General features: G+C 42.0%; 19 protein-coding genes, 25 tRNA genes, 1 rRNA gene and 1 riboswitch. Of the genes, 1 reads left to right on the top strand and 44 read right to left on the bottom strand.

Annotated features, from left to right (window positions below; translation table 11 throughout):
* Positions 1 to 19 precede the first annotated feature (19 nt).
* Both I6N96_RS10605 and I6N96_RS10600 read right to left on the bottom strand, forming a co-directional pair.
* A complete protein-coding gene (locus tag I6N96_RS10605) occupies positions 20 to 1,789 on the bottom strand; it encodes an ABC transporter ATP-binding protein (RefSeq protein ID WP_209557518.1) in 1,770 nt (589 codons plus the stop codon).
* Positions 1,786 to 3,504 carry an ABC transporter ATP-binding protein gene (locus I6N96_RS10600; RefSeq protein ID WP_209557517.1) on the bottom strand — a complete coding sequence of 573 codons (1,719 nt, stop codon included), beginning with the start codon at positions 3,502 to 3,504 and terminating at the stop codon, positions 1,786 to 1,788. Before I6N96_RS10600 ends, I6N96_RS10605 begins: the two co-directional genes overlap by 4 nt.
* 231 nt (positions 3,505 to 3,735) lie before the next feature.
* Here I6N96_RS10600 and I6N96_RS10595 point away from each other — a divergent pair, with 231 nt between their 5' ends.
* Entirely contained in the window at positions 3,736 to 4,383 is a 648-nt protein-coding gene (locus tag I6N96_RS10595; protein ID WP_209557516.1) for a TetR family transcriptional regulator, read from the top strand.
* A 149-nt stretch (positions 4,384 to 4,532) separates the two neighbouring features.
* Here I6N96_RS10595 and I6N96_RS10590 read toward each other — a convergent pair whose 3' ends face one another.
* From I6N96_RS10590 to rrf, 42 genes are all read right to left on the bottom strand, one after another.
* Positions 4,533 to 4,775, bottom strand: a complete 243-nt coding sequence (locus I6N96_RS10590; RefSeq protein ID WP_209557515.1) for a GlsB/YeaQ/YmgE family stress response membrane protein — start codon at positions 4,773 to 4,775, stop codon at positions 4,533 to 4,535.
* A 57-nt stretch (positions 4,776 to 4,832) separates the two neighbouring features.
* A complete protein-coding gene (locus I6N96_RS10585; protein WP_245186933.1) occupies positions 4,833 to 5,360 on the bottom strand; it encodes an Asp23/Gls24 family envelope stress response protein in 528 nt (175 codons plus the stop codon).
* 66 nt (positions 5,361 to 5,426) lie between these two features.
* Positions 5,427 to 5,621, bottom strand: a complete 195-nt coding sequence (locus I6N96_RS10580; RefSeq protein ID WP_209557513.1) for a DUF2273 domain-containing protein — start codon at positions 5,619 to 5,621, stop codon at positions 5,427 to 5,429.
* 14 nt (positions 5,622 to 5,635) lie between these two features.
* Entirely contained in the window at positions 5,636 to 6,196 is a 561-nt protein-coding gene (gene amaP / locus I6N96_RS10575; RefSeq protein WP_209557512.1) for an alkaline shock response membrane anchor protein AmaP, read from the bottom strand.
* A gap of 191 nt (positions 6,197 to 6,387) precedes the next feature.
* On the bottom strand, positions 6,388 to 7,203 hold the full coding sequence (locus tag I6N96_RS10570) for an alpha/beta hydrolase (protein ID WP_209557511.1): 816 nt from the start codon (positions 7,201 to 7,203) through the stop codon (positions 6,388 to 6,390).
* Between the two features lie 24 nt (positions 7,204 to 7,227).
* Positions 7,228 to 8,709, bottom strand: coding sequence for an MDR family MFS transporter (locus I6N96_RS10565; protein ID WP_209557510.1), 1,482 nt, complete (start codon positions 8,707 to 8,709; stop codon positions 7,228 to 7,230).
* A 99-nt stretch (positions 8,710 to 8,808) separates the two neighbouring features.
* Positions 8,809 to 9,996 (bottom strand): methionine adenosyltransferase, encoded by a 1,188-nt coding sequence (gene metK / locus I6N96_RS10560; protein WP_209557509.1) that lies wholly within the window; start codon positions 9,994 to 9,996, stop codon positions 8,809 to 8,811.
* Positions 9,997 to 10,108: riboswitch (SMK box riboswitch) on the bottom strand.
* A 158-nt stretch (positions 10,109 to 10,266) separates the two neighbouring features.
* The gene (locus I6N96_RS10555; protein ID WP_209557508.1) at positions 10,267 to 10,698 is read right to left on the bottom strand and encodes a hypothetical protein; all 432 of its coding nucleotides are present in this window, start codon (positions 10,696 to 10,698) and stop codon (positions 10,267 to 10,269) included.
* Between the two features lie 175 nt (positions 10,699 to 10,873).
* The gene (locus I6N96_RS10550) at positions 10,874 to 11,569 is read right to left on the bottom strand and encodes a DUF1003 domain-containing protein (protein WP_209557507.1); all 696 of its coding nucleotides are present in this window, start codon (positions 11,567 to 11,569) and stop codon (positions 10,874 to 10,876) included.
* A 207-nt stretch (positions 11,570 to 11,776) separates the two neighbouring features.
* Entirely contained in the window at positions 11,777 to 13,408 is a 1,632-nt protein-coding gene (locus I6N96_RS10545) for a peptide ABC transporter substrate-binding protein (RefSeq protein WP_209557506.1), read from the bottom strand.
* Between the two features lie 25 nt (positions 13,409 to 13,433).
* Entirely contained in the window at positions 13,434 to 13,751 is a 318-nt protein-coding gene (locus I6N96_RS10540; protein WP_209557505.1) for a cupin domain-containing protein, read from the bottom strand.
* Positions 13,752 to 14,085: 334 nt separating this feature from the next.
* Complete coding sequence (locus I6N96_RS10535) at positions 14,086 to 14,895, bottom strand: histidine phosphatase family protein (protein WP_209557504.1); 810 nt, start codon at positions 14,893 to 14,895, stop codon at positions 14,086 to 14,088.
* A gap of 93 nt (positions 14,896 to 14,988) precedes the next feature.
* The gene (locus tag I6N96_RS10530; protein ID WP_209557503.1) at positions 14,989 to 16,452 is read right to left on the bottom strand and encodes a family 1 glycosylhydrolase; all 1,464 of its coding nucleotides are present in this window, start codon (positions 16,450 to 16,452) and stop codon (positions 14,989 to 14,991) included.
* A gap of 167 nt (positions 16,453 to 16,619) precedes the next feature.
* A complete protein-coding gene (locus I6N96_RS10525; RefSeq protein WP_209557502.1) occupies positions 16,620 to 18,050 on the bottom strand; it encodes a 6-phospho-beta-glucosidase in 1,431 nt (476 codons plus the stop codon).
* A 130-nt stretch (positions 18,051 to 18,180) separates the two neighbouring features.
* Positions 18,181 to 20,079 (bottom strand): beta-glucoside-specific PTS transporter subunit IIABC, encoded by a 1,899-nt coding sequence (locus tag I6N96_RS10520; RefSeq protein ID WP_209557501.1) that lies wholly within the window; start codon positions 20,077 to 20,079, stop codon positions 18,181 to 18,183.
* Positions 20,080 to 20,230: 151 nt separating this feature from the next.
* Positions 20,231 to 21,073, bottom strand: a complete 843-nt coding sequence (gene licT, locus I6N96_RS10515; RefSeq protein WP_209557500.1) for a BglG family transcription antiterminator LicT — start codon at positions 21,071 to 21,073, stop codon at positions 20,231 to 20,233.
* 246 nt (positions 21,074 to 21,319) lie between these two features.
* Positions 21,320 to 21,391: transfer RNA gene (locus I6N96_RS10510), tRNA-Glu, on the bottom strand.
* A gap of 19 nt (positions 21,392 to 21,410) precedes the next feature.
* A tRNA-Ile gene (locus tag I6N96_RS10505) sits at positions 21,411 to 21,484 on the bottom strand.
* An 8-nt stretch (positions 21,485 to 21,492) separates the two neighbouring features.
* Positions 21,493 to 21,563, bottom strand: a tRNA-Gly gene (locus I6N96_RS10500).
* Positions 21,564 to 21,574: 11 nt separating this feature from the next.
* Positions 21,575 to 21,647, bottom strand: a tRNA-Asp gene (locus I6N96_RS10495).
* Between the two features lie 136 nt (positions 21,648 to 21,783).
* Positions 21,784 to 21,857 (bottom strand) — tRNA-Met (locus I6N96_RS10490).
* 12 nt (positions 21,858 to 21,869) lie between these two features.
* Positions 21,870 to 21,959 (bottom strand) — tRNA-Ser (locus I6N96_RS10485).
* A gap of 20 nt (positions 21,960 to 21,979) precedes the next feature.
* Positions 21,980 to 22,051 (bottom strand) — tRNA-Glu (locus tag I6N96_RS10480).
* A 10-nt stretch (positions 22,052 to 22,061) separates the two neighbouring features.
* Positions 22,062 to 22,149 (bottom strand) — tRNA-Ser (locus tag I6N96_RS10475).
* Positions 22,150 to 22,151: 2 nt separating this feature from the next.
* Positions 22,152 to 22,225 (bottom strand) — tRNA-Ile (locus I6N96_RS10470).
* A 5-nt stretch (positions 22,226 to 22,230) separates the two neighbouring features.
* Positions 22,231 to 22,301 (bottom strand) — tRNA-Gly (locus I6N96_RS10465).
* A 10-nt stretch (positions 22,302 to 22,311) separates the two neighbouring features.
* Positions 22,312 to 22,384 (bottom strand) — tRNA-Phe (locus tag I6N96_RS10460).
* Positions 22,385 to 22,389: 5 nt separating this feature from the next.
* Positions 22,390 to 22,462, bottom strand: a tRNA-Asp gene (locus I6N96_RS10455).
* A gap of 16 nt (positions 22,463 to 22,478) precedes the next feature.
* Positions 22,479 to 22,552 (bottom strand) — tRNA-Met (locus tag I6N96_RS10450).
* Between the two features lie 12 nt (positions 22,553 to 22,564).
* Positions 22,565 to 22,654, bottom strand: a tRNA-Ser gene (locus I6N96_RS10445).
* 31 nt (positions 22,655 to 22,685) lie between these two features.
* Positions 22,686 to 22,759: transfer RNA gene (locus tag I6N96_RS10440), tRNA-Ile, on the bottom strand.
* 18 nt (positions 22,760 to 22,777) lie between these two features.
* Positions 22,778 to 22,851, bottom strand: a tRNA-Met gene (locus tag I6N96_RS10435).
* Between the two features lie 12 nt (positions 22,852 to 22,863).
* Positions 22,864 to 22,936, bottom strand: a tRNA-Ala gene (locus I6N96_RS10430).
* A gap of 17 nt (positions 22,937 to 22,953) precedes the next feature.
* Positions 22,954 to 23,027 (bottom strand) — tRNA-Pro (locus I6N96_RS10425).
* A 12-nt stretch (positions 23,028 to 23,039) separates the two neighbouring features.
* Positions 23,040 to 23,113, bottom strand: a tRNA-Arg gene (locus I6N96_RS10420).
* A 15-nt stretch (positions 23,114 to 23,128) separates the two neighbouring features.
* Positions 23,129 to 23,214, bottom strand: a tRNA-Leu gene (locus I6N96_RS10415).
* An 11-nt stretch (positions 23,215 to 23,225) separates the two neighbouring features.
* Positions 23,226 to 23,297 (bottom strand) — tRNA-Gly (locus I6N96_RS10410).
* 7 nt (positions 23,298 to 23,304) lie between these two features.
* Positions 23,305 to 23,377: transfer RNA gene (locus I6N96_RS10405), tRNA-Thr, on the bottom strand.
* 5 nt (positions 23,378 to 23,382) lie between these two features.
* Positions 23,383 to 23,464 (bottom strand) — tRNA-Leu (locus I6N96_RS10400).
* 6 nt (positions 23,465 to 23,470) lie between these two features.
* Positions 23,471 to 23,543 (bottom strand) — tRNA-Lys (locus tag I6N96_RS10395).
* Between the two features lie 3 nt (positions 23,544 to 23,546).
* Positions 23,547 to 23,619 (bottom strand) — tRNA-Val (locus I6N96_RS10390).
* 15 nt (positions 23,620 to 23,634) lie between these two features.
* Positions 23,635 to 23,750: ribosomal RNA gene (gene rrf, locus I6N96_RS10385) — 5S ribosomal RNA — on the bottom strand.
* Positions 23,751 to 23,757: the final 7 nt, after the last annotated feature.

Below are 23,757 nucleotides of genomic sequence, written 5' to 3'. Positions count from 1 at the left end.
ATCAGGCAAGGGATTTTTTCTATTCTAATACAAACTGATTATGATAAAGCTCTGAATAGAATCCATGCTGTTTCAACAGTTCGTGGTGATTTCCTTCTTCGATCACTTCACCATTTCGCAGAACAACGATTCGATCTGCATTCAAGATCGTTTTTAAACGATGGGCAATCACAAAGCTGGTTCTGCCACGAATAGCTTCATCCATTGCTGTTTGGATTTTCGCTTCTGTAACAGTATCCACATTACTGGTCGCCTCATCCAGAATCAACAGAGAGGGATTAGTCAAAATTGTACGAGCGATACTGATCAACTGTTTCTGACCGGTACTGAACACATTGTTTTCCTCAGTGATTTCTGTATCGTAGCCCTTCTCAAGTGCAGTAATGAAATCATGGATATTCGCCTGTTTGGCTGCTGCAATGATTTCCTCTTCACTGGCATCCGGCTTCCCGAAGGAAATATTTTCTTTGATTGTTCCGGAGAACAGCACTGAATCCTGCAGCACGATTCCAACATGGGAACGCAGACTGCTCAGCTCGATTTCACGAATATCTGTCCCATCAAAGGTAACCGAACCATCAGTAACATCATAGAAACGATTCAACAGATTCATGATTGTTGTTTTCCCAGAGCCTGTCGGTCCGACAAGTGCGACCATCTCACCTTTATTCACATTGATTGAGACATCTTTCAGGATCGGCACCTCCGGATCATAACCAAAGTCCACATGATTCAGAGAAACAGATTCATGTACGCCTGTGATCTGCTTGCCGTTTTTCGGATTGATTTCATCCGGTTCATCAAACATCTCGTTCAATCGACGTGCCCCTGTTACTGCCAACTGGATCATGCTGTAGCCAGAAGAAATCTGCATCAGCGGCTGGTAATACTGTTGTGAATACTGAACAAACATCACAATCAGCCCAAGACCTGCAGCACGTTCCACATCACCATTCAATGCCAACCAACCGCCAAAGAAAATCACGATTGCTGTATTGACTAAAGACATCCCCTGCATCAACGGAAACAGTAAGCCGGAGTATACCTGACCTTTAAAGGTTGCTTCCCGCACCTTCTTGTTCTGCTTAACAAAACCATCGATTGTTTCTTCCTGAAGTCCGTAGGTAATGATCACTCGCTGACCACTGATTTTTTCATCCATGTAGCCATTCAGCTTTCCTACTTCATCCTGTTGGATATCCACATATTTTCTGGCTTTTTGAATGATCACAACGGCAATCAGTACTGCTACTGGAGTGGAAGCAATCGTTGCCCACGCCAGTTCAACATTTTGACGGAACATCATGATCAACACACCGACGATCAGCGCCGCATTGGTCAAAACCTGCAGCAGTGCCTGATTCAGGCTGTTTTGAATATTATCCAAATCACTGGTAAAGCGGCTTAATATCTCGCCGTCTTTATGGGAGTCAAAGAAGCGAATCGTTAACTTCTCCAGCTTATTGAACAGACCGATCCGCATGCGGTTCGTCGATTTTCCAACTACTTGTGTGAAAAGAATGCTGTAAATGAAGTTCGCCGCACTGGTCAAGACATAAAAAATCAACAGCTTTTGCAGTACATTGACAAAGGCACTCTTATCATCTACACCCTGACTTAAGGCAAACACATACTTCGTCAGCTCTTCAATCGCTTCTCCAATAAACTGAGGCGCCTTGACCTGCAGATAGGTAGCTGCCACGATCGTGATGAATATAATCAGAAAGGATAGCTTGTACTTCTTCAGATAGTGGTAAAAGAATTTACTTGCTTTGATCAAATCTGTCATTCTACCTCATCCTTTCCTTTTTGAGTTTCATAAATCTCCTTATAGACCTCATTATTAGCAGCTAATTCCTTATGGGTTCCTTCGCCGACTAACCGTCCTTTATCAAGAACAAAGATTCGGTCCGCATTGACCACTGAAGAAATCTTCTGAGCAATAATAATCGTCGTTGTATTTCCTAAATCATTTTCCAATGCTTCCTTAACAAGACTCTCAGAACGTGCATCTAAGGCACTTGTACTGTCATCAAGGATCAATATCTTCGGTTCGCCAATTACACCACGTGAAATAGATAAACGCTGCTTCTGACCACCTGAGAAATTCGTACTACGCTCTTCCACCGGTGCTTCGTACTGTAACGCCAGCTTCTCGATAAACTCTCTCGCTTGAGCAACCTGAGTTGCTCTGGTCATGTCTGTTTCATCTGCATTCTGTTTCCCATGACGCAGATTTTCAGAAATCGTCCCTGAAAATAGAATCGCTTTTTGCAGAACAAAAGAAACGGTTTTACGCAAACTATGCTCATTAACATCATGCAGATCCACTCCGCCAACCTTAACTGTTCCTTCTGTCGGATCGAATAATCGCGGGATCAGCTGAGCCAAGGTTGATTTTCCGGCACCTGTTGCTCCGACGATACCAATCTGTTCCCCAGGTTTGATAGTAAACGAAACATCTTTCAATGTATCTGTTTCATCGCCGGGATAACGGAAGCTGACATGCTCGAATGCCACGCTGCCGTTTAGATTCTCTTCCGGAACATCCGGATAAGTGATTGCCGGAACTGCATCCATTACTTCTTTGATCCGTTTGATCGAAACAGCAGCACGTGACGTCATCATCATCATCATTCCGCCAATGATGATGGCCATCATGATCTGCATCAAATAGTTCATGAAGGAAGCGATACCGCCAATCAAGGTCGGATCATCCTTTGCCAGATCGCTGACAAAGAAAATTGCACCGGCAACAGCCAAGTTAGCAACCAGCATAAAGGATGGGATCATTACAGAAAACAATGTCCCAACAATCACATTATGCGTCGTCAAATCATCGCTGACTTTACTGAATCTCGCCAATTCATTTTTCTCCTGAACAAAGGACTTCACTACACGAATGCCCAATAAATTCTCTTTTGCCAGACTGTTGACCTTATCGATCAAATTCTGAATGATTGTAAAGTGCTTGCCCATTTGAGAAAAGGATAAGATCGTAATGATGATTACGGCAACCACTAATAGAACGATGATCCACCAAAGCTGAGGCAATGTCGTCATCGCTAACGCAAAGCTTCCTATAAAGAGAATCGGTATTCGAAACAATGACTGCAGTGCAATCATGATTGCATTTTGAATCTGAGTAATGTCGTTCGTTAACCGAACAACTAAGTTTCCTGCTGAAAATTCTTCAATATTTGCAAATGAAAATGTCTGTATTTTTCGAAAAGCTGCTTCTCGAATGTCTGCACTGACTCCCTGCGCAACTTTAGCAGAGAATATCGTATTGAAGACTCCCGCAATCAATCCGAGACCGGCTATGACGATCAGATAGATCCCCAACGAATTCATTTGATCATTATCTTCTTTGATGATTGCTTCAAGTACCTGCTGAAGCAGCTTAGGCTGCCATAAAGCAGACATGACCATGATAACTACTGTAAATAGAGCAATCGCAGTTTCCTTCTTGTATTTCTTTACATGGTCCATAACAATATTCATTTTACCCCCTACTTTCCACTATAACTAGCCTGTACTCCCCTGATCAGGCAACACTTTTATTAAACGGGGAATGTGTTATTATAAATATGAACAGACGCTCCGCGAGACACTGACGGACCGTTTGATGACCACTTATTTAACACTGTAAAACAGACTGACCCATAATTTACCATATTTCATAGAACAAATACAAGTCATTTAACCAAAATTCAGACTAAAGGATGAAAAAAAATGGAGAACAAGCTATCTCGAGAAAAAATCATAGAAGCTGCCTTTCAACTTCTGGAGGAGACACCGGATATTGAAAAATTATCCATGCGAAAAATCGCAAAAAAAATTGATGTTCAAGCCCCCGCTCTGTACTGGTACTTTCAAAATAAGCAGGCACTTCTACAAAGCATGGCGGAAGAAATCGAACGCCATTTTCAAACGCCGGAGCATACCGATGACTGGAAACAAGTATTGTTTGCATACATGGAAAATTATTACGATTTGTATCAGCAGTTTCCCTGTGCCCTTGAAATAGAGATGAATACGATCCCTTCCTCTCCTCTCCGGCTGACGCGCTACAACGATTTACTCGGTATCCTAAGAACCGCCGGTTTTTCAATAGAAGCAAGCTGCATCGCAGTCAGTGCGCTTCAGCATCTTTTATTCGGCTTGTTGATCGATATCACAGAAGAAAAACAGCTGTACAGCAAGATTCTCAACGGCGACAGCTATCTGAGCCAACAGGTGGTATTGATGAAGCAGTATATTACAGACAATCAGCTCACCTATGTGGAGGAGAGCTTTGCCTATCGACAGCAGAAGAAGCAAAAAGACACCTTCAAGCGAATGATCCGTCTGTTTCTCGATTCTTTAGAAGCTGACGACTAATACACCTGTTTTTTCGATCCGCATCAACTGAATGAATAGACAAAGCCCCATCAGAGGATTATCCACTCTGATGGGGCTTTAGATATATTTCGGACCCACTTCACCAGCTCCGTATACACCCATATTCTATTAACTTCAATTAGCTCTGGCTATTTTCTTCCAAAGAAGAAAGAAACAACAGCTACTAGTATGACCGCACCTACGATTGATGGAATCAATGCCATCCCTGCCAAGCTGGGACCCCAACTGCCAAGTAGCGCTTGCCCAATTGCAGAACCAATCAGCCCCGCTGCAATATTTGCAATCCAGCCCATTGAACCGCCTTTATTTGTGATAGCTCCTGCTATCACACCAATCAATGCACCGACTAAAAGTGACCATATAAATCCCATTTTCAATTCCTTCTTTCTTCTGTTTTATCTATAGTGATATACTTGCCGAAGTTTTTGTTATTGAACTCGCGGCTCCATTTGTTCTTTGGCCTTATCTGTTCCCTTATTGATTGCCTTTTTTGCTTTATCTGTTTGATTAGAAGCAAATTCGCCTGTGCTTTCAGCCGCGCTTCCCACTCTATCTTGAACAGTCACAGAATCTTTTTCGTATTGCTCCTTCGTCTTGATGTCTACAACATTTACGTTTACTTCGATCACTTCAAGACCAGTCATTTTTTTCACTTCTTCTACGATCAACTTTTGAATATCTGTAAACAATTTAGAAATATCTTTGCCGTATTCCGCAACGATATCTAAGTCAACAGCAACTTGTTTCTTTCCTACTTCCACATCAATCCCTGAAGTAACGTTATTTGTATTGACTAATTTTTCTGCAATATTTGAGAAGAACCCGCCATCAACTGTTAACAGACCATCAATATTTTCTAAAGCAATCCCAATGATTTTTTGAATCACTTTATCATCATACGTCAATTCGCCTTTTACCTCTTGTACTGGTGTTGTTACTGATTTAGTTGTATCCATTTCCATTACCTCCTGATTTATTTGATATATTGTTATTATATTATAACCATTACAATGTTGAAATTATTATGACTTATCATCGAAAAAATGTTCAGCCAACCCTGAGCGTTTCAGGTAGAAACCTACGTAGACCCCTGCCGCTGTTAGAATAAGGATCAAAAGTGTTTTAAAAAAACCTACCGTAAGAAACAAAATCGCCAAAATAAATCCGCTCAGTCCGCCGATGATCGACCATCTATACTTCTCAAAAATCTCTTTCATCTTTATTCACCTCTTTACTCAACTCTGGATTTACGCTTTTTCTTTTCTACGTAATCGACAAAATCAACTACCACATCAATCGGCCGATCCTTTATGCCTAAAAGATTTTGTATATCTGCTTTAACATCAGCGATCATCAACTCCGTACTAGGGACAATCCCGCCGTACGCTTTAAATTTACCGAAAATATTAACGGCTATTTTATTTTTAGTCATCTGAACCTTGATTTTCGGCTGTTGAATGAATTGCGTTCGATCCAAATTAGCTGAGACATAGCTTTCGATACTCTTTCCTTCGATTTTCAATGCACCGTTCTCTTCCTTTATGATCAGTGCCTTTTCCTTTTTCGGTAAAAAAAGAACAGCAAAGAACGCTCCGACCAGCAGCACAAACACAACAACACTTGCCCAAAACAAGTATAGATTAAGTGCCGGATGGATGAATAAAGAGTAATTTGGATATGCCAACGGCAGTGAAAGAACAGTTGCTTGATTATTGAAGAAGATCAGTGGTGCTATAAGTGTCAACCCAACCAAGATAATCAAACACAGAATCAACTTTTTAAATTTACTCAATGCCTCTCCCTCCAATCACAATGAATTAGAAAATACCTTACACTATTCATTGTAAGGAGCTTGGATTTCTTTTTCAAAAGTAATGCACTTTTTTTTATAAATGTGAAAAACAAAAAAAACAAGCCAAAGCATATTTTATAAATGCTTGACTTGAAAAATATTCATTATTTAATTTTTTCATTTAGGAGGAATCAATTTCCACTTCGTTCAAAAGTCTCCGCTTCATCTAACGGTAACCAATCGATTACTTTTTGAATCCATTCATCCCAAAAATGCCAATCATGACCTCCCGCAGCAGTTTCAAAGAAATGTGGTATTTTTGCTTCACTCAATGCTCTGGAAACATCTTCGCTGGCATGGAGCAGCGGGTCCTGTTCTCCGCAAGCAAGAAAAATATCCGGCAGATTTTTCTGCTCCTTAAGAGCCTCTTTCAAAAGAAAGAGCAAGTCATGTTCTGATTCCTTGAACTCATCCAACGGTCCAAAGACTCCCGTCCAATAGGCTTCATTACGAATAAGAAGCAGATCTTCCACCCGTGCAGCAATATTTAGCGGGCCAGAAAGCGAAGCTATCGCTGCAAAGCGTTCCGGCTGACGCAGCCCGAGCTTAAATGCTCCATAGCCCCCCATTGACAACCCGGCAGCAAAGGTTTTCTCTCTTTTTCGACTAAGCTGAGGAAACAGTTCCTGACAGATTTCAGGCAGCTCCTCAGATAAAAAGGTCCAGTATTTCATGTCATACTGCGTATCAGCATACCAGCCCAAATCGGTTGACGGCATGATCACTGCCAGTCCCCGATTAGACACATAGCGCTCAATATTCGTTCTTCTTTCCCAAACGCTATGGTTGCCTCCCATTCCATGCAGAAGATAAAGTACTGGTACATCCTCTGTGCTCCCAGCAGTGCTTGTTCCAATCAACTTCTCTGTTCGCTGCGGCAGAACCACATTCATCATTACTTCCATTCCCAATACATTTGAATAAATATTTGCCTGTAAAAATGCCATGACGACCCCTCACTTTTTATTGTGTTATCTCATTTTAACACTATTCGCTGTTTTTGGTCGTGACAAAAATAAGATCATCAATAGTGATACAACAACTAAACCAATTCCAACGAAAAATACCTGATGAAGACCGGAGTATAAAATCCCTCTTAGCGGCTTCAAAAGCTCACTGGAAATCTCATTCGCAGTATGGGGATTGACCAGCTGATTCATTACATCAGCTTCTACCTTTAATCCGCTTTGAGATAAATTTGAATGCATCACCGTATTCAACAATACACCAAAAACAGAGATCATTACGGTCTGTCCGATCGTGCGGGATAGGGTATTGAATGATGTAGCTACACCAACATCACTATGGGGTACACTATTTTGAGCTGTCACTGTCGTCGTCGTGATCGTTATCCCAAAACCAATCCCTAAAACAGCTGAAATTACAAAAAACAGAAAGACCGGTGCATTGACAGAAACTAGAATCAAACAAGCACCGCCAAATAAGATAACGCTCAAACCAATCATCAACACTCTCTTCACATCTGATTTTTCAAGTAGGCTGCTGGCGGCAAAGGAACCAACCATCCATAAAACCGACATCGGCGCCAATGCCAAACCACCCAAGCCTGCAGCAGTTCCTAAAACCCCTTGCAGCCACATTGGAATATAAACCTCTACTCCCATTAGAAAACCACTAATCAGCGCAGCAATCAGATTAACAAATACAAACGTTGAATTTTTGAATAGGTGTAATGATATAACAGGATCTTTTGCTCGTTTCTCCACGAAAACAAATGCTGCCAAGGCAGCCGCAGAACCGAAAAAGAAGAGCAAAATTTTTATTGAAAAACCACCATCACCAATCAGTTGAAAACCTAATAACAGCAATAAAAGTGACACCATCAACAGCATGCTTCCAAGAATATCCATCGGCTGACCTGCTTTTTCACGCTTCGGTTCCACCAGATAGATGGAGATGAGCAGCAGCAACGCCAAGCCAATCGGTACATTGATAAAAAATATCCAATGCCAACCTACTGTATCTACAATAAAACCACCCGCTAACGGGCCAAAAACGCTGGCAACTCCCCAAGCTGCACTATTCAGCCCCAATATTTTTGCTCGCTTTTCCATCGGATAAATATCCGCAATGATCGTCAATGCAACAGGCATCACTGCTCCGGCACCAACTCCCTGAACTGCTCTGGCGATGATCAATGTCTCCATATTCGGAGCAAAGCCGCAAAGCGATGAGCCTAGAATAAAAATAGTGATCCCAATCAGAAAAACCGGCTTACGACCGATTTTATCTGCCAGCTTGCCGTAAATAGGCGTAAGCATCGCATTAGTCAGCAGGTAAATGGAGAACACCCAGTTCATGATCTCCATTCCCTGTAGTGAACCGACGATTGTCGGCATTGCTGTTGAAACGATGGTTCCTTCGATCGCCGTCATAAAGGTCGCTGTAAAAACACCTAAGGTAACCAGTTTAATATTCGTTTGCTTTTCCATAAATCTTCCCCTCTTAAAAAATCAATTTTCCAGCTGCTGCAGTTATTTTAGGGCAAAGAAAAAGAAGCTCCCTGTCAAATAAATGACAGGGTCGCCTCTTTATTCCCCTAAACTTGCCTTCAATGCATCGACTTTATCTGTCTGCTCCCAAGGAAGTTCAATATCTGTACGACCAAAATGTCCATATGCTGCTGTTTGTTTGTAGATTGGACGACGAAGATCCAGCATTTCAATGATGCCAGCCGGGCGCAAATCAAAGTTTGCACGAACAGCTTCAATCAATTTGCTTTCAGCAATGTCGCTTGTTCCAAATGTATTGATAGAAATTGAAACTGGCTGTGCAACACCAATTGCATAAGCCAACTGAACTTCAACTTTTTTCGCTAAGCCTGCGGCAACGATATTCTTTGCGATATAACGTGCTGCATAGCTTGCTGAGCGATCGACCTTTGTTGCATCTTTTCCTGAAAATGCACCGCCGCCATGACGCGCATAGCCGCCATAAGTATCGACAATGATTTTACGTCCTGTCAGACCAGCATCCCCTTGAGGACCACCGATAACAAAACGTCCGGTCGGATTGATAAAATATTTTGTTTCTTCATCCAACCATTTTTCAGGTATCACTTCGTTTATTACATGTTCTTTTATATCTTTTTGAATCTGTTCCAGCGTCACGTGTTCATCATGCTGGGTACTGATAACAATTGTATCTATTCGCTTCGGTTGTCCTGCTTCATCATATTCCACAGTTACCTGAGACTTCGCATCCGGACGAAGGTACGTCAGCGTTCCCGCTTTCCTCAGCTCTGCCAGACGACGAACCAGTTGATGACTTAATGAAATCGGTAAAGGCATCAATTCCGGTGTTTCATCTACAGCAAAACCAAACATCAAGCCCTGATCACCGGCACCAATTTCGTCTTTCTCATCGGCATCTCCTCGGACTTCCAGTGCTTCATCCACACCTTGAGCAATATCCGGCGATTGTTCATCAATTGCTGCAAGTACAGCAACGGTTTCACCATCAAAACCATACTTTGCTCGCGTATAGCCGATATCCTTGACTGTCTGACGGACAATCTTCTGAATATCCACATACGCTGTTGTTGATATCTCACCAAAGACTAACACAAGACCTGTTGTTACAGATGTTTCGCAGGCCACTCTGGCTTTTGGGTCCTGTTCCAAAATTGCGTCCAAAATCGCATCACTGATCTGATCCGCGACTTTGTCGGGATGTCCTTCTGAAACGGATTCTGATGTAAATAAATGTTTCTCTGCCATAATATATTATTCCCCCTAGTTACTATTCGGTTACAAGGCATCTTTGCTCAAAGCTGTTGTCTCTTACAAACATAGCTCCTCATGCAAATCCTTTCGGGAACTTGTAACGATATCAGTATAGCAAATTATCTTAGAAAAAGCTCATTTTATCGTCAAATAAATCCTTAAGTATTCTGTAAGGTCAGATTTCTGCAAAAAAAGAAGAGGTCTTCAGCCGCAGCTGCCTCCTCTAAAAACAATCAATCGTTTTGGATAATTAAAATAATGACGTTACATCTTGTGTACACTGTGAGCACTCTCTATGCCGCCGCATGCTTCTTTACACGCCTGATTGATCAGCTCAAATGATGATCTGATCCCGCTTTGACCAAGGGAATACTTGTCTACATCGACTATCTCACAATTTTCATCCATTGCATCCAACCATAAATAAACACCTTGCTTGTACTCATCCAAGCCTTTGCACAACAGTAGAGTTGCTGCCTTTTCGTCATACGGATTCAACACTTTCCTGAAATTCGAATCTTCGACAAATAAGCGGTTGATATTGTTCCGACAGAAGATATAGGTATCCCTTTTCTTTCTGTCCGCAGTCAGCTTATACCCTTCTTGCTGAATCTCCTTGGAAATTGTTGCGAAAATTTCGTTGTATACCTCAACTCTCTGCATGACCGATAGAACCGTATCTGTATAATCAAACATAAAAATCTCCCCTTCCAAGCAAGTCAAACGAACTGCTCATAATGTTATTATAAGGGTAAAACAAGATTTCTATCAAGTAATATGGCTGTTTCAGCTGCTGAATCATTGAAAAGAAGCTCGCCTCACTGCCGACCGTATACCAGATATTTCTTGAAAAAGATCCCTTTAATACAACTTAGCTTTTTATTTCTTTTATTGCTTCGATCTGCTCTTGAACCTCACCCAGCAATTCCAGTTGAATATTCTGAATCTCAACTAGATGCTGCCACTGATCATTCAACAGATAATCCATTTTTTCATGCAGCAAACTTATTTCAATTTCTGCCTTCAAATTTACCTTGTAATCATTTTTCGCCTGTTCACGATCGCGAGTCTCTTGTCGATTTTGACTCATCATGATGATTGGTGCTTGAATCGCAGCCAAACAGGATAAAGCTAAATTCAGTAATATGAATGGGTATTTATCAAAAGGCTGAAAGAAAATGGCGATACTATTCAAAATGATCCATAACAGTAAGACTGTCAGAAAAATAAAAATAAACGGCCAGCTGCCGCCAAACTTGGCAATGCCATCTGCTGTTTTTTGCCCCAGCGTCAGCTTCTCATCGATTGTTTCATTCAGATTATCCGCAATGACTTCGTTATCCTTCAACTGCTTCTCGATCAACTGATTCAATTGCGCACTCTTCAGCGTCTCATCCTTTAGCAGAGTGCGGACATATTCCAAACGATAGCTTAACAATTTCGGATAGTCAATTGAGGATGACTCTGTCAACTGCGGCTCTTTTCGTAAAATGAATGCTCGAATTTCTATTTCTATATCGCTGAGCTTGACACTTTCAAGCGTCACCGTTTTATTTGTTTTCACCATTTTGTTCGACTCCTCTTACTCTTTTCTTTTATTCTACCTGTTTCCTTTGATTTTCAACAATAATATGTCTTTCTATAGATGACTTGTGAATACCGTACTTTCCCTGCATTTCAACAAAATGTGTTGATGAAAATCATACTAAAAAAATCAGAGGGCAACCTAACAGGTTCTCCCTCTGATTCTCTCTTTTGTTATCTTATTTGCTGTCTACTCTTCTTTATATACATTTTTCAAGGTCAATGGTGCCGCGAAAGTATGATAGTTCAAGCCTTTGACCTGTGGATTTTGTAGAACAGACTGCTGGTTTTGACTAATGATGATCATTCCAGCGGTTGTCTCAATCACTTCTTTTTCTGCCGCAATCAATGTTTCCCAACGCTTCTCTGCGTCCAATGCATATTTGGTAGATGCATCATCCAGCAGTTGATCATAGGTTGGATTTGAATAGTTACGATCATTGCCGCTGTACAACATCTTCAACGTAGAAATAGGGTCCTTGTAATCAGGCGTCCAATAAATCAGGAACATATCATAATCACTTTCTCTCCCAAAATTCAATGCTGTCTCTGTTGGTAAAGCTTTGACATTGATTGTCAGACCTTCAAACAACTCCTGCAGTGCACCTTGGATTCCCTCGCCCATTTTCTTATACGAACCATCGTCTGTTACCATCAGTTCTAAGGTAACCTTATCTCCCAGCTCAGCTTGTGCCTTCTTCCAGTATTCTAATGCCGCTTCTTTGTCGTAGGTCATCAAATCGCCGGCTTCTTCTCTGAAATCTTGACCTGTTTCAGGATTAGAGACAAAGCCTTCTGTAACAGCGCCGTATAATGGTTTAGAACCATCTGCGATAATGTTATTGACCAATGTTTCCTTGTCAATTCCTAAAGCTAATGCTTTTCTCAGATTCTCATTTTTAAGAGGTGTATCTTTTCCATCACGCTTCTGATTCAAACGAATATAGTTCATTGTTGCCGTCGGATATGAATGGAAATCCTCATTGTTTTGATTCTGTTTCGCAATCTCTCCGGTGATTGTCGCAACGTCTAACTGCCCATCTTCAAACAAGTTCAGCGCTGTCGATGCTTCTTTTACCACTTCATAGTGGATTTCATCAGATTTTACACTGTCCTTATCCCAATATTTTTCATTTTTCACAAGATCCCAGTTCATATCTGTCTGCTTCCAATTCTCCACAACAAATGGTCCATTGTACACCACATCTTCACTGGTTGTTCCATAGGCATCGCCGAACTCCTCAACAGCCTTTTCATTCTGTGGAAAGAATGTTGGAAAAGCCAATAGCGAAGTAAAATACGGTTTAGCGTCAGTCAGTTTGATTTCCAGTGTATAGTCATCCAGTGCTTTGACACCCAACTCATCCGGTTCCATTTCCCCGTTAGATATCTCTGCACCGTTCTCAATCGTTTCAACTACTAAGAAACTATAGACTAATCCATTCGCAGGGTCGATCATTTTTTTCCAGGCAAATTCAAAGTCATGAGCCGTTACTGGATCATCATTACTCCAGACAGCATCTTCTCTCAGTTTGATCGTATATGTTTTTCCGTCCTCAGAGATTTCCGGCATTTCTTCAGCAACTGCTGGAATGACTTCATCTTCTTCATTCAATGCGTACAGTCCTTCAAATGCCGCTGTCTGAACGATTGCATCCGGAAAATCCAGCATTACAGATGTATTCAGTGACGTAAGCTCTGAAGCGGACATTAGCTGTAATGGTGCAGCCTCTTTGGTTTCGTCTTTTTTATCATTACCCGAACAGGCTGTCAGCAGCAAACCAGCTGCAGCAAGCCCGATTATCATTAATTGTTTTTTCATTTTCTTATCCCCCATACCTTCATTTTTACTCGCGTTCCACCAGCATCCAGACAACAACAGCGGGCTCTTCCCCGTCGTTATAATTGATATGCCCTTCTCCGGCCTCGATCAGCTGTGCATCTCCCGGTTTCCCAACTAGATCCTGACCATCCTCTAAAATCGTATGTGCTGCTCCCGAAATAACATAGGAGTACTCATCCTGATCATGTCTGGAAAAACCTTCAAGCGGACGCTTCTCTCCCGGCTGTAATGTGATCACACCCATTTGCACTCGTTGATTCGGTTGATTCTCCTGATCAAAAAATATATTCATTTCCTGTGGTAGTGTTGGCTTTATGATCATTATGTCCCCTCCCATTCATCATTCATTCTTACTGTGATAGTATTTATTATTGCTTTATTAAAAGTAGAAGTCAATGTTTTTTTAGAAAATTCAGAATTTTTTGTATTTATTAAATAAATAACTACTTGTCTGTCTATTCTTATTGAAACAAAAAAAGACAGGACCATCATCGAAATGAACATTGTCCTGTCTTTTAATAATCGTCTAAAAATCATACAACTCTGAAGCTAGTCATTAGATGAATGAAAAACCCCTTGTAGATACTTCTCTACATTCTTGCTTCACATCCATCAGCCAACTATCTGGAATATCCATTTTTATCACGTTTTTCGGATTATTCCTGTCCTTTTTCTACATAACTCAGGTCATTAACTTTATCCAATGTGTACTCGCCGTCTTTATATTGAATCGTACAAACACTGGCATTTTTTAACCCGCCCTCTGGAATTGTGAAATCATCAAACAGTGTATCCAATAGAGCAGAAATACTTAGACCGTGGGAAACAAGGAGTACATTTCCTGATCCTTCATTTTTCATTTCAGCTTCAACCAGCGCATCAAGTCCCTCAGTCAAACGATTGGTAATCGTTTCATAGTTTTCGGCTGGCCAGTTCACACCTTCTTCATCACGGCCTTCATCCAATTTTGCTACACTGTTGGCAAACGATTCAGGTGTCATGTTCTTCATGAATTCTTCCAGTGTCACGCCTTGATCATCTGCAATATCCTGCCACATAGTATGGTTCAAATCGCCTTCATACGTACCAAAGTTGAACTCTCTGAAACGTTCATCTGTAGCTAACTGTAATTCAGAAGCCGTTGCATTTTCTGCTAGGATCATCTTTGCCGTCTGCATCGCACGTCCGCTGTCGCTGCTGTAGGCGCTTTGGAAATCTACATCCTTCAGACCAACTCCAGCGGCAGTAACTACTTCTTCACCAGCTGGTGTTAACACAGCATCTGACCAGCCCTGTACACGATCCGTTGTATTCAACATTGTTTTCCCATGACGAACCACATAAATCGTCAACTCTTCCGGCGTTTCTGCTTTCGTTGCTGTATCAGTCTTCGCAGCGTCGTTTCCACACCCTGCAAATAATAATGATAATCCCAGTATTCCTATTGCTTTTGCTATCTTTTTCATTTTCTCGCTCCTATTCTTTTTTGCGGTAACGAGGCCCTTATTCCCCAATCCTCGTTCCAGCATTTCTTCTATCCAATACCCATTTTCCACGTATTATTTTGACAAATCTTCCCCATTTGACGCGATTGCCTTTTGATACCAGTAAAATGATTCTTTTCTTGAACGTTCTAATGTTCCATTGCCTTCATCATCCATATCCACATAAATGAAGCCGTAACGTTTCTTCATCTCGCCAGTTCCAGCACTGACCAAATCAATACAGCCCCAAGGAGTGTAACCAATCAAATCAACACCATCCAACTCGATTGCATCCTTCATTGCTTTGATATGCTTTTGGAAATAATCAATTCGGTATTCATCCTTGATCGTTCCATCCTCTTCCAGCTTATCAACAGCACCAAAGCCGTTTTCCACGACAAACAGCGGTACATTATAACGATCATACAGGCTGCTTAATGAGATTCTCAAGCCCAACGGATCAACTGCCCAGCCCCAGTCTGATTCTTCCAGATACGGATTCTTCACAGCAGGCATTTGGTTACCGCCGACGTACTTCACGTCTTTTGGATCGGCACTGGAAACTGTGGACATATAGTAACTAAACCCGATGTAGTCGACTGTTCCTTCTTTGATGATCTCATCGTCTCCCGGTTCTTTCTTAATAACTATGCTGTCTCGCTCAAACTCTTTTATTTTATGTGCCGGATAATAACCTTTTACCTGTACATCAATGTAGAATTCCTGCTCACGATTGAATTGCAGAGCCTCCATCACATCTTCTGGTCGACAAGACATTGGATAGCTTGGAATGTAAGCAACCATCATACCGATTTGGAAATCCGGATTGATTTCGTGTCCTAACTTTACAGCTTTCCCACTAGCAACGAACAAATGATGTGCTGCTTGGTACTTCGACTGACGATCGTTGTTATGGATACCGATTTGCGTCCAGCTTCTCAGGAAATTGATTTCATTGAAGGTCATCCAATATTTCACTTTATCTTTATAGCGCTTAAACAATGTCTCACAGAAAAATAGGAAGTAGTCAATTACTTTTCTGTTTGACCAGCCATCCAACTCATCAGCCAGATACATCGGAATATCAAAATGATTGATTGTCACAATCGGCTCAATCCCATGCTTCAATAATTCATCAAACACGTCATCATAAAATTGAAGGCCTTCTTCATTGATCTCTTCGGTTCCCTTTGGACAGATTCTTGACCAGGCAATCGATAATCTGAAGCATTTGTAGCCCATCTCAGCAAACAATGCAATGTCCTCTTTATAATGATGATAAAAATCCGTTGCAACATGACTTGGATAATATTTTTCCGAATCGATGTAGCCCGTGGCTCCTTCTGGTAATGCCTGATCTCTAGTGCAGGATTCGATTACGCCATCCTTGGTCTTATAGGTGATCATACGAGGCTCTGTATGGCTTCCTCCTGTAATCGCATCTAATGTGCTTAATCCTTTGCCGCCTGATAGATAGCCGCCTTCATATTGATTGGCAGCGGTCGCTCCGCCCCATAAAAAATCTTTTGGAAATGCCATCTTTTCGTCTCCTTCCAAACTCCTCTGTGATTCGTTTTCTAAAACCATACCAATCAATAGGAAATGTTTTTTGTTAATAAAGTAAAATATAAATCGGTTTCATTCCATCAAAAGTAAAAGGCTGAAATCAATAGTAGAAATCATCTCAGCCTTTTATTCTATTTTACTTAGTTGGTTAAGTCTTCTCCGTTAGAAGCAATAACCTTTTTATACCAGTCAAATGATTTTTTCTTCGTACGCTTCAGCGTGCCATTGCCTTCATTGTCACGGTCAACATAAATGAAGCCATAGCGTTTCTTCATTTCACCAGTACCGGCACTGACTAAATCAATACAGCCCCAAGTCGTATAACCTAATAGATCAACACCATCTTGTTCAACTGCATCCTTCATTGCTTGAAGATGGGCAGCAAGGTATTCGATTCGATAATCGTCCTCTACATAACCCGCTTCATCCGGCTCATCTACAGCGCCTAAACCATTTTCAACGATAAATAATGGTTTTTGGTAACGGTCATATAAGTCATTCATCGTGATTCTCAGTCCTAAAGGATCGATTTGCCAGCCCCATTCACTTGCTTCCAAGTAAGGGTTCTTCACTGATGCGAAGATGTTGCCCGCTGTTTGTTCCAATAATTCCGGATCTGTTGTTGCAACACGAGAAGAGTAGTAAGAGAATGAGATAAAGTCTACTGTATGAGCCTTCAGTAATTCCTTATCGCCTTCCTCCATCTTGATTTCGATTCCTTTACGTTCCATTTCCTTCAATGCATAAGCAGGGTATTCCCCTCTAGATTGTACATCGATAAAGAAGTAGTTTTCGCGATCATCTTGTTTCCCAGCCCAAACATCTTCCGGCTTACATGTATAAGGATAATAGTTTCCAGCTGCCAGCATACAACCCACTTGGTTTTCCGGGTCTACCTCATGAGCAATTTTCGTTGCGATTGCACTTGCTACCAACTCATGATGTGCTGCTTGGAATTTCACTTGTTCTTCGTTGTCGCCCTCTTCAAAATAAAGACCGGCACCCATAAATGGTGCATGTAAAATCATGTTGATTTCATTGAATGTCAGCCAGTATTTTACTAATCCTTTATAACGGTTGAAGATCACACGACATAGATTTTCATAAAAACCAACTAATTCTCTGCTGCGCCATGCACCATATTTCTCAATCAAATGCATTGGACAGTCGAAGTGAGTGATAGTTACTAACGGCTCGATGCCATATTTGCGGCATTCCTTGAATAAATCCTCGTAGAATTTCAGACCTTCTTCATTCGGCTCAGTCTCGTCACCATTTGGAAAAATTCTTGTCCAAGCAATAGATAGACGATACGTCTTAAAGCCCATTTCTCCAAATAGAGCAATATCTTCTTTAAAGCGATGATACATGTCAATTGCTTCTTTTGCCGGATAAAAATGCTCATCATCAAAATCAAACATCTTCATCTTACCTGAGATAATTGGGAATCTGTCTTTTCCAATAGGAACAACGTCTACATTGGCAAGTCCGCGTCCGCCTTCGTTATATCCGCCTTCACATTGATTGGCCGCTGTTGCGCCGCCCCATAAAAAGTCTTTTCTAAATGCCATCTACAAAATCCTCTCCTACCATAAAAATGATTTTATTCAGCAGCCGAGAGCAAGCAACTCTAAGCTATCCTCATCCCTTACTCTCAACTGCCGATACATATCATTTTCGTTTTTTATTCCTTTATATGATCTAAGCTAATGCTGTGATCAGTGTATCATTCGATGTAACTTCACCATTTTGCGTCTCTACGATATCAAGATAGTCTCCTGTATTCGTAACAATTACCGGTGTTTCAACACTAAATCCAGCGGCTTTAATCGCTTCAATATCAAAGGTAACTAAAACATCACCTTTTTTCACTTTGTCGCCTTGTGCTACCTTTGCTTCAAAATGCTTTCCATCCAGTTGTACTGTGTCCATTCCAATATGAATCAACAGCTCCATCCCTTGGTCAGAAATCAGACCAATGGCATGCTTCGTTGGGAACAAGGTCATTACAGTACCATCAAATGGTGCTCTTACAATTCCTTCAGTTGGTTCAATCAATACACCTTTTCCTAATGCACCTTGAGCAAATGCTTGATCTGTTGCTTTAGATAATGGTAACACAGAACCTTTAACCGGGCTTAATACAGCTTCCTTCATTGCTTTTTGCGCTGTTTCTTTTGCAGCTGTTTCTTCTACAGCATCATCTTTCCAGAAGAAGAATGTCAAAGCGAAACCAATTGCCATTGAAATAGCGATTGCTACAAATGAATGAATCATGCCGCTTGCATCGTCACCATTGATAAAGTTCAGGACACCGAAGATTCCCAAACCACCCATTGTGTAGCTTGTTACTTCGTTGATCATCAAGTAAAGACCACCAACTGCCGCACCGATCATTGAGAATACGAATGGCGTTTTCTTAGGTAATGTAATACCATAAATTGCCGGTTCAGTTACCCCAAAAATACCTGAGATGATTGCTGGCGGACATAATGCTTTCAGTTTTTTATCTTTCAGTTTGAAGAACATTGCCATTACTACTGCTGTTTGTGCAAAGCTGGCAGCGAATGAACCTGTCAACACTTGGCTGAAGCCTTCTTGCGTGATTTGCATGATTGCCAATGGCACAACACTCCAGTGTAAACCGAAGATAACCAATACTTGCCAGAAGAAACCAAGAATGATTCCGTATAATGCTGGTGAGAAGCTCATCAGAGATTGGAATCCTGCACTCAACAAGTCTGTTGCCATGCTGATGATTGGACCAATTACTAAGAAACCGATTGGTAATGCAATCAATAATACAAAGAATGGTACCAAGAATGTTTGCACAACTTCAGGAATGATCTTTTTGAATAGTTTTTGAATCTGTGCAGCAAATGCAACAATGAAGATAATCGGTACAACACTACTTGTATAGCTGGCACCAACCCATGGAATACCTAAGAATGTATCGTACGCTGGTAAGCCTAGTAAGCTAAACGGCGCGCCTCCATCTGCACCTGCAGTTGCTTCATAAGCAGCCTGTAATGCACCGCCCTGAACAGAAGGGTAACATAACGCGGCACCAATAACAATTCCGACCATTGGGTTCAAATTGAATTTTCTAGCCGCTGTATATCCCAGGATCACCGGCATAAAGTAGAAGATTGCATCGCCAATCCCATTTAACATTGTATATGTTCCAGAAGTATTTGAGTATAAATTCAAGAAAACTAATAATGCATTTAGACCTTTCACCATACCGGCAGCTGCTAAAGCGCCCAAGAATGGTTGGAAACAGCCACTTAAAATATCAATTAGGCGGTTGAAAATATTTCCCCCAGAAGATTCTTGTTCAGCATCCGCAGATATTCCTGCGATACTTACCACCTCTTCATACACTTGAGGAACATGGTTCCCAATAACAACCTGATACTGCCCGCCGCTCTTCATCACTGTTACAACGCCATCCATGTTTTTCAGGATATCATCGTTTGCTTTGCCTTCATCCTTCAACTTAAAACGCAGACGAGTGATGCAGTGTGTCAAGCTATTGATATTTTCCTTTCCTCCGACATTTTTTACTATTTTTTCTGCTAACTCATGATATTTACCCATTTTTAATTCCTCCAGTTTCTATTTTTCAATAGTTATTTGAAGGTTTAGCCAACTTAATGTCACTATCCAAGGCCACGTCTTTTCAGACATCGCAGGGTATATTATTTGTTTACTCACTGCCCTCCTTCGCTACAGGATTTCTATAAACAATTCAACTATTCTTCTGCACCAATCGGGCAATATGAATCGTCAAATATAGTTTCTCATCGTTCGAAATTTCATAATCATAATTATCATTCAAATAAGTGCCGATTTTACTTATACAACTATACGCATTTTTATATTTGATTCTTACAACATCCAATAATTCGCTATCCGTTTCTTCCAAATACTGACTCTTAGAGGTCAATCGATAGGCAAAAAATTTCAAATGTGTGGTAAACCGATAGAAATAGACAGAGCTCTCATCAAATGAGATCTTAAAATAATATTTAATAATGTTCATAATTTCCTGCATGATCTTTGTGATCTCATATGTGTTGCTAGACCCCTCGCTATCTTGCTGCGCATTTACAATATGCAACGCAATAAATCCTGCTTCATCCTCCGATAATTCCACATCATACTTTTCTTTGACCTTGTCAATTGCCATCATACCAACCTTGAATTCATCTGGGAAAAAACGCTTGATATCCCACAGCAAAACATTTTTGACTTCAACATTCTTCTTCACACGCTCGATCGCGGTATGCAAGTGGTCCGTCAATGAAATATAAATCGTCTCATTCAAATTCTCATTGATTTCCTTCTTAGCATACTCAATGATTTCATCGGATATTTCCAGATACTCCATCGGCAAATCTTCCAGCAGCTCCTGAAATTGTAGGGAAATTTTTTCATTCGTCAGCTGATACACCTTATCGACATTGTCCTTGGAAATAAAATCACCGGGCTTTTTTTTAAACCCCAGACCTTTTCCCATCACTATCAATTCACGGTTATGCTCATCGACAGTAATAATCACATTATTGTTAAGTATCTTATGAATTAACATGTTTTCCCCCATTCTGAATAAAACAAATACTTATTTTACCCGTTTATTCAAAAAAAAACCTAACCACTTCAAAAAAGACGATAATTCATCTCCTTAGAAATAACTAGGTTTAGCTTGTACTTAAACAATCACTATCCAACAACTATTCAATTATGTTCCGCCTATACCCATAGATTACATGATATATAAGTGTTTGTCAACGCTTCCAATAAAAATAAATAAAAAAGCGGTAAACAACCGCAAGTATGACCCGTACGGGATTCGAACCCGTGATACCGCCGTGAAAGGGCGGTGTCTTAACCACTTGACCAACGGGCCAGCCATAGAAATATTTAAATGGGCCTAAATGGACTCGAACCATCGACCTCACGCTTATCAGGCGTGCGCTCTAACCAGCTGAGCTATAGGCCCATAAAAAAAGCGGGTGACGAGAATCGAACTCGCGACAACAGCTTGGAAGGCTGTGGTTTTACCACTAAACTACACCCGCAGTAAAAAGGACGGTCCCGACGGGAATCGAACCCGCGATCTCCTGCGTGACAGGCAGGCATGTTAACCCCTACACCACGGAACCTTTATTTTTTCAGAAAAAAACGGCGTTCCAAAAGCTACTCACTTAAAAGTAAACTGCAGTTCTCTGAAAACCGAGGTACGATTTCCGATAACTCCTTATTACTTCACAGAGCTAAACGCTTTTCTCACAACCTCAATTGCGGGGGCAGGATTTGAACCTACGACCTTCGGGTTATGAGCCCGACGAGCTACCTGACTGCTCCACCCCGCGATAATTTTAAAAAGGAGGATAAGGGATTCGAACCCTTGCGTGCTTTTACACACCTGACGGTTTTCAAGACCGTTCCCTTCAGCCGGACTTGGGTAATCCTCCATGCTGATAAAATACTACTATGACCCGTACGGGATTCGAACCCGTGTTACCGCCGTGAAAGGGCGGTGTCTTAACCACTTGACCAACGGGCCAGCAATGAAACGGAGAAGGAGGGATTTGAACCCTCGCGCCGGTTTCCCGACCTACACCCTTAGCAGGGGCGCCTCTTCAGCCACTTGAGTACTTCCCCAATGGGCCTAAATGGACTCGAACCATCGACCTCACGCTTATCAGGCGTGCGCTCTAACCAGCTGAGCTATAGGCCCATTAAAGCGGGTGACGAGAATCGAACTCGCGACAACAGCTTGGAAGGCTGTGGTTTTACCACTAAACTACACCCGCATAAATGGAATGGCGCGGGACAGAATCGAACTGCCGACACATGGAGCTTCAATCCATTGCTCTACCAACTGAGCTACCGAGCCAAAAACGGTTCCGACGGGAATCGAACCCGCGATCTCCTGCGTGACAGGCAGGCATGTTAACCCCTACACCACGGAACCTTTATTCATATTTCAATTGCGGGGGCAGGATTTGAACCTACGACCTTCGGGTTATGAGCCCGACGAGCTACCTGACTGCTCCACCCCGCGATAATTTTAAAAAGGAGGATAAGGGATTCGAACCCTTGCGTGCTTTTACACACCTGACGGTTTTCAAGACCGTTCCCTTCAGCCGGACTTGGGTAATCCTCCATAATAAGCTGATAGTATTACAATGTCACAATGGACCTTGTAGGACTCGAACCTACGACCGGACGGTTATGAGCCGTCTGCTCTAACCAACTGAGCTAAAGGTCCTGGCTCTAAGTAAAACAATCGCGGCAGAGGGGATCGAACCCCCGACCTCCCGGGTATGAACCGGACGCTCTAGCCAGCTGAGCTACGCCGCGTAAATATTAAAATGGAGCCTAGCGGGATCGAACCGCTGACCTCCTGCGTGCAAAGCAGGCGCTCTCCCAGCTGAGCTAAGGCCCCAAAATCTCAAAACAAAATCGGGAAGACAGGATTCGAACCTGCGACCCCTTGGTCCCAAACCAAGTGCTCTACCAAGCTGAGCTACTTCCCGAATAAAACTTAACGCGCCCAAGAGGAGTCGAACCCCTAACCTTTTGATCCGTAGTCAAACACTCTATCCAATTGAGCTATGGGCGCAAATATTGTTTCTCATGCCGAGGACCGGAATCGAACCGGTACGGTGATCACTCACCGCAGGATTTTAAGTCCTGTGCGTCTGCCAGTTCCGCCACCCCGGCTGGTTGCCGAAAGCGGAAAACGGGGTTCGAACCCGCGACCCCCACCTTGGCAAGGTGGTGCTCTACCACTGAGCTATTTCCGCATTTCTATGCCGGCTAAAGGACTTGAACCCTCGACCCTCTGATTACAAATCAGATGCTCTACCAACTGAGCTAAGCCGGCTTCTATGCGGGTGAAGGGACTTGAACCCCCACGCCGTAAGGCGCTAGATCCTAAATCTAGTGCGTCTGCCAATTCCGCCACACCCGCATGGTATGAGTCGTACAGGGCTCGAACCTGTGACCCTCTGATTAAAAGTCAGATGCTCTACCAACTGAGCTAACGACTCATATGGAGGTTAACGGGATCGAACCGCTGACCCCCTGCTTGTAAGGCAGGTGCTCTCCCAGCTGAGCTAAACCTCCATAATTACAACAATCGCGCGGCGGCGTCCTACTCTCACAAAGGGAAACCCTTCACTACAATCGGCGCTAAGAAGCTTAACTTCTGTGTTCGGCATGGGAACAGGTGTATCCTTCTCGCTATCGCCACCACACTGGTGT

Origin of the sequence: Enterococcus larvae, from assembly GCF_017830045.1 — a bacterium.
Taxonomy (GTDB): domain Bacteria; phylum Bacillota; class Bacilli; order Lactobacillales; family Enterococcaceae; genus Enterococcus_L; species Enterococcus_L larvae.
The sequence above is the reverse complement of the archived record's forward strand: the minus strand, read 5'-3'. Positions and strand labels throughout refer to the sequence as shown.

What these genes read in the sequence shown, in the direction of transcription:
- I6N96_RS10605 (WP_209557518.1), bottom strand. Translation starts at nt 1,789, where the DNA reads ATGACAGATTTGATCAAAGCAAGTAAATTCTTTTACCACTATCTGAAG.
- I6N96_RS10600 (WP_209557517.1), bottom strand. Translation starts at nt 3,504, where the DNA reads ATGAATATTGTTATGGACCATGTAAAGAAATACAAGAAGGAAACTGCG.
- I6N96_RS10595 (WP_209557516.1), top strand. Translation starts at nt 3,736, where the DNA reads ATGGAGAACAAGCTATCTCGAGAAAAAATCATAGAAGCTGCCTTTCAA.
- I6N96_RS10590 (WP_209557515.1), bottom strand. Translation starts at nt 4,775, where the DNA reads ATGGGATTTATATGGTCACTTTTAGTCGGTGCATTGATTGGTGTGATA.
- I6N96_RS10585 (WP_245186933.1), bottom strand. Translation starts at nt 5,360, where the DNA reads ATGGATACAACTAAATCAGTAACAACACCAGTACAAGAGGTAAAAGGC.
- I6N96_RS10580 (WP_209557513.1), bottom strand. Translation starts at nt 5,621, where the DNA reads ATGAAAGAGATTTTTGAGAAGTATAGATGGTCGATCATCGGCGGACTG.
- I6N96_RS10570 (WP_209557511.1), bottom strand. Translation starts at nt 7,203, where the DNA reads ATGGCATTTTTACAGGCAAATATTTATTCAAATGTATTGGGAATGGAA.
- I6N96_RS10565 (WP_209557510.1), bottom strand. Translation starts at nt 8,709, where the DNA reads ATGGAAAAGCAAACGAATATTAAACTGGTTACCTTAGGTGTTTTTACA.
- metK (WP_209557509.1), bottom strand. Translation starts at nt 9,996, where the DNA reads ATGGCAGAGAAACATTTATTTACATCAGAATCCGTTTCAGAAGGACAT.
- I6N96_RS10555 (WP_209557508.1), bottom strand. Translation starts at nt 10,698, where the DNA reads ATGTTTGATTATACAGATACGGTTCTATCGGTCATGCAGAGAGTTGAG.
- I6N96_RS10550 (WP_209557507.1), bottom strand. Translation starts at nt 11,569, where the DNA reads ATGGTGAAAACAAATAAAACGGTGACGCTTGAAAGTGTCAAGCTCAGC.
- I6N96_RS10545 (WP_209557506.1), bottom strand. Translation starts at nt 13,408, where the DNA reads ATGAAAAAACAATTAATGATAATCGGGCTTGCTGCAGCTGGTTTGCTG.
- I6N96_RS10540 (WP_209557505.1), bottom strand. Translation starts at nt 13,751, where the DNA reads ATGATCATAAAGCCAACACTACCACAGGAAATGAATATATTTTTTGAT.
- I6N96_RS10535 (WP_209557504.1), bottom strand. Translation starts at nt 14,895, where the DNA reads ATGAAAAAGATAGCAAAAGCAATAGGAATACTGGGATTATCATTATTA.
- I6N96_RS10530 (WP_209557503.1), bottom strand. Translation starts at nt 16,452, where the DNA reads ATGGCATTTCCAAAAGATTTTTTATGGGGCGGAGCGACCGCTGCCAAT.
- I6N96_RS10525 (WP_209557502.1), bottom strand. Translation starts at nt 18,050, where the DNA reads ATGGCATTTAGAAAAGACTTTTTATGGGGCGGCGCAACAGCGGCCAAT.
- I6N96_RS10520 (WP_209557501.1), bottom strand. Translation starts at nt 20,079, where the DNA reads ATGGGTAAATATCATGAGTTAGCAGAAAAAATAGTAAAAAATGTCGGA.
- licT (WP_209557500.1), bottom strand. Translation starts at nt 21,073, where the DNA reads ATGTTAATTCATAAGATACTTAACAATAATGTGATTATTACTGTCGAT.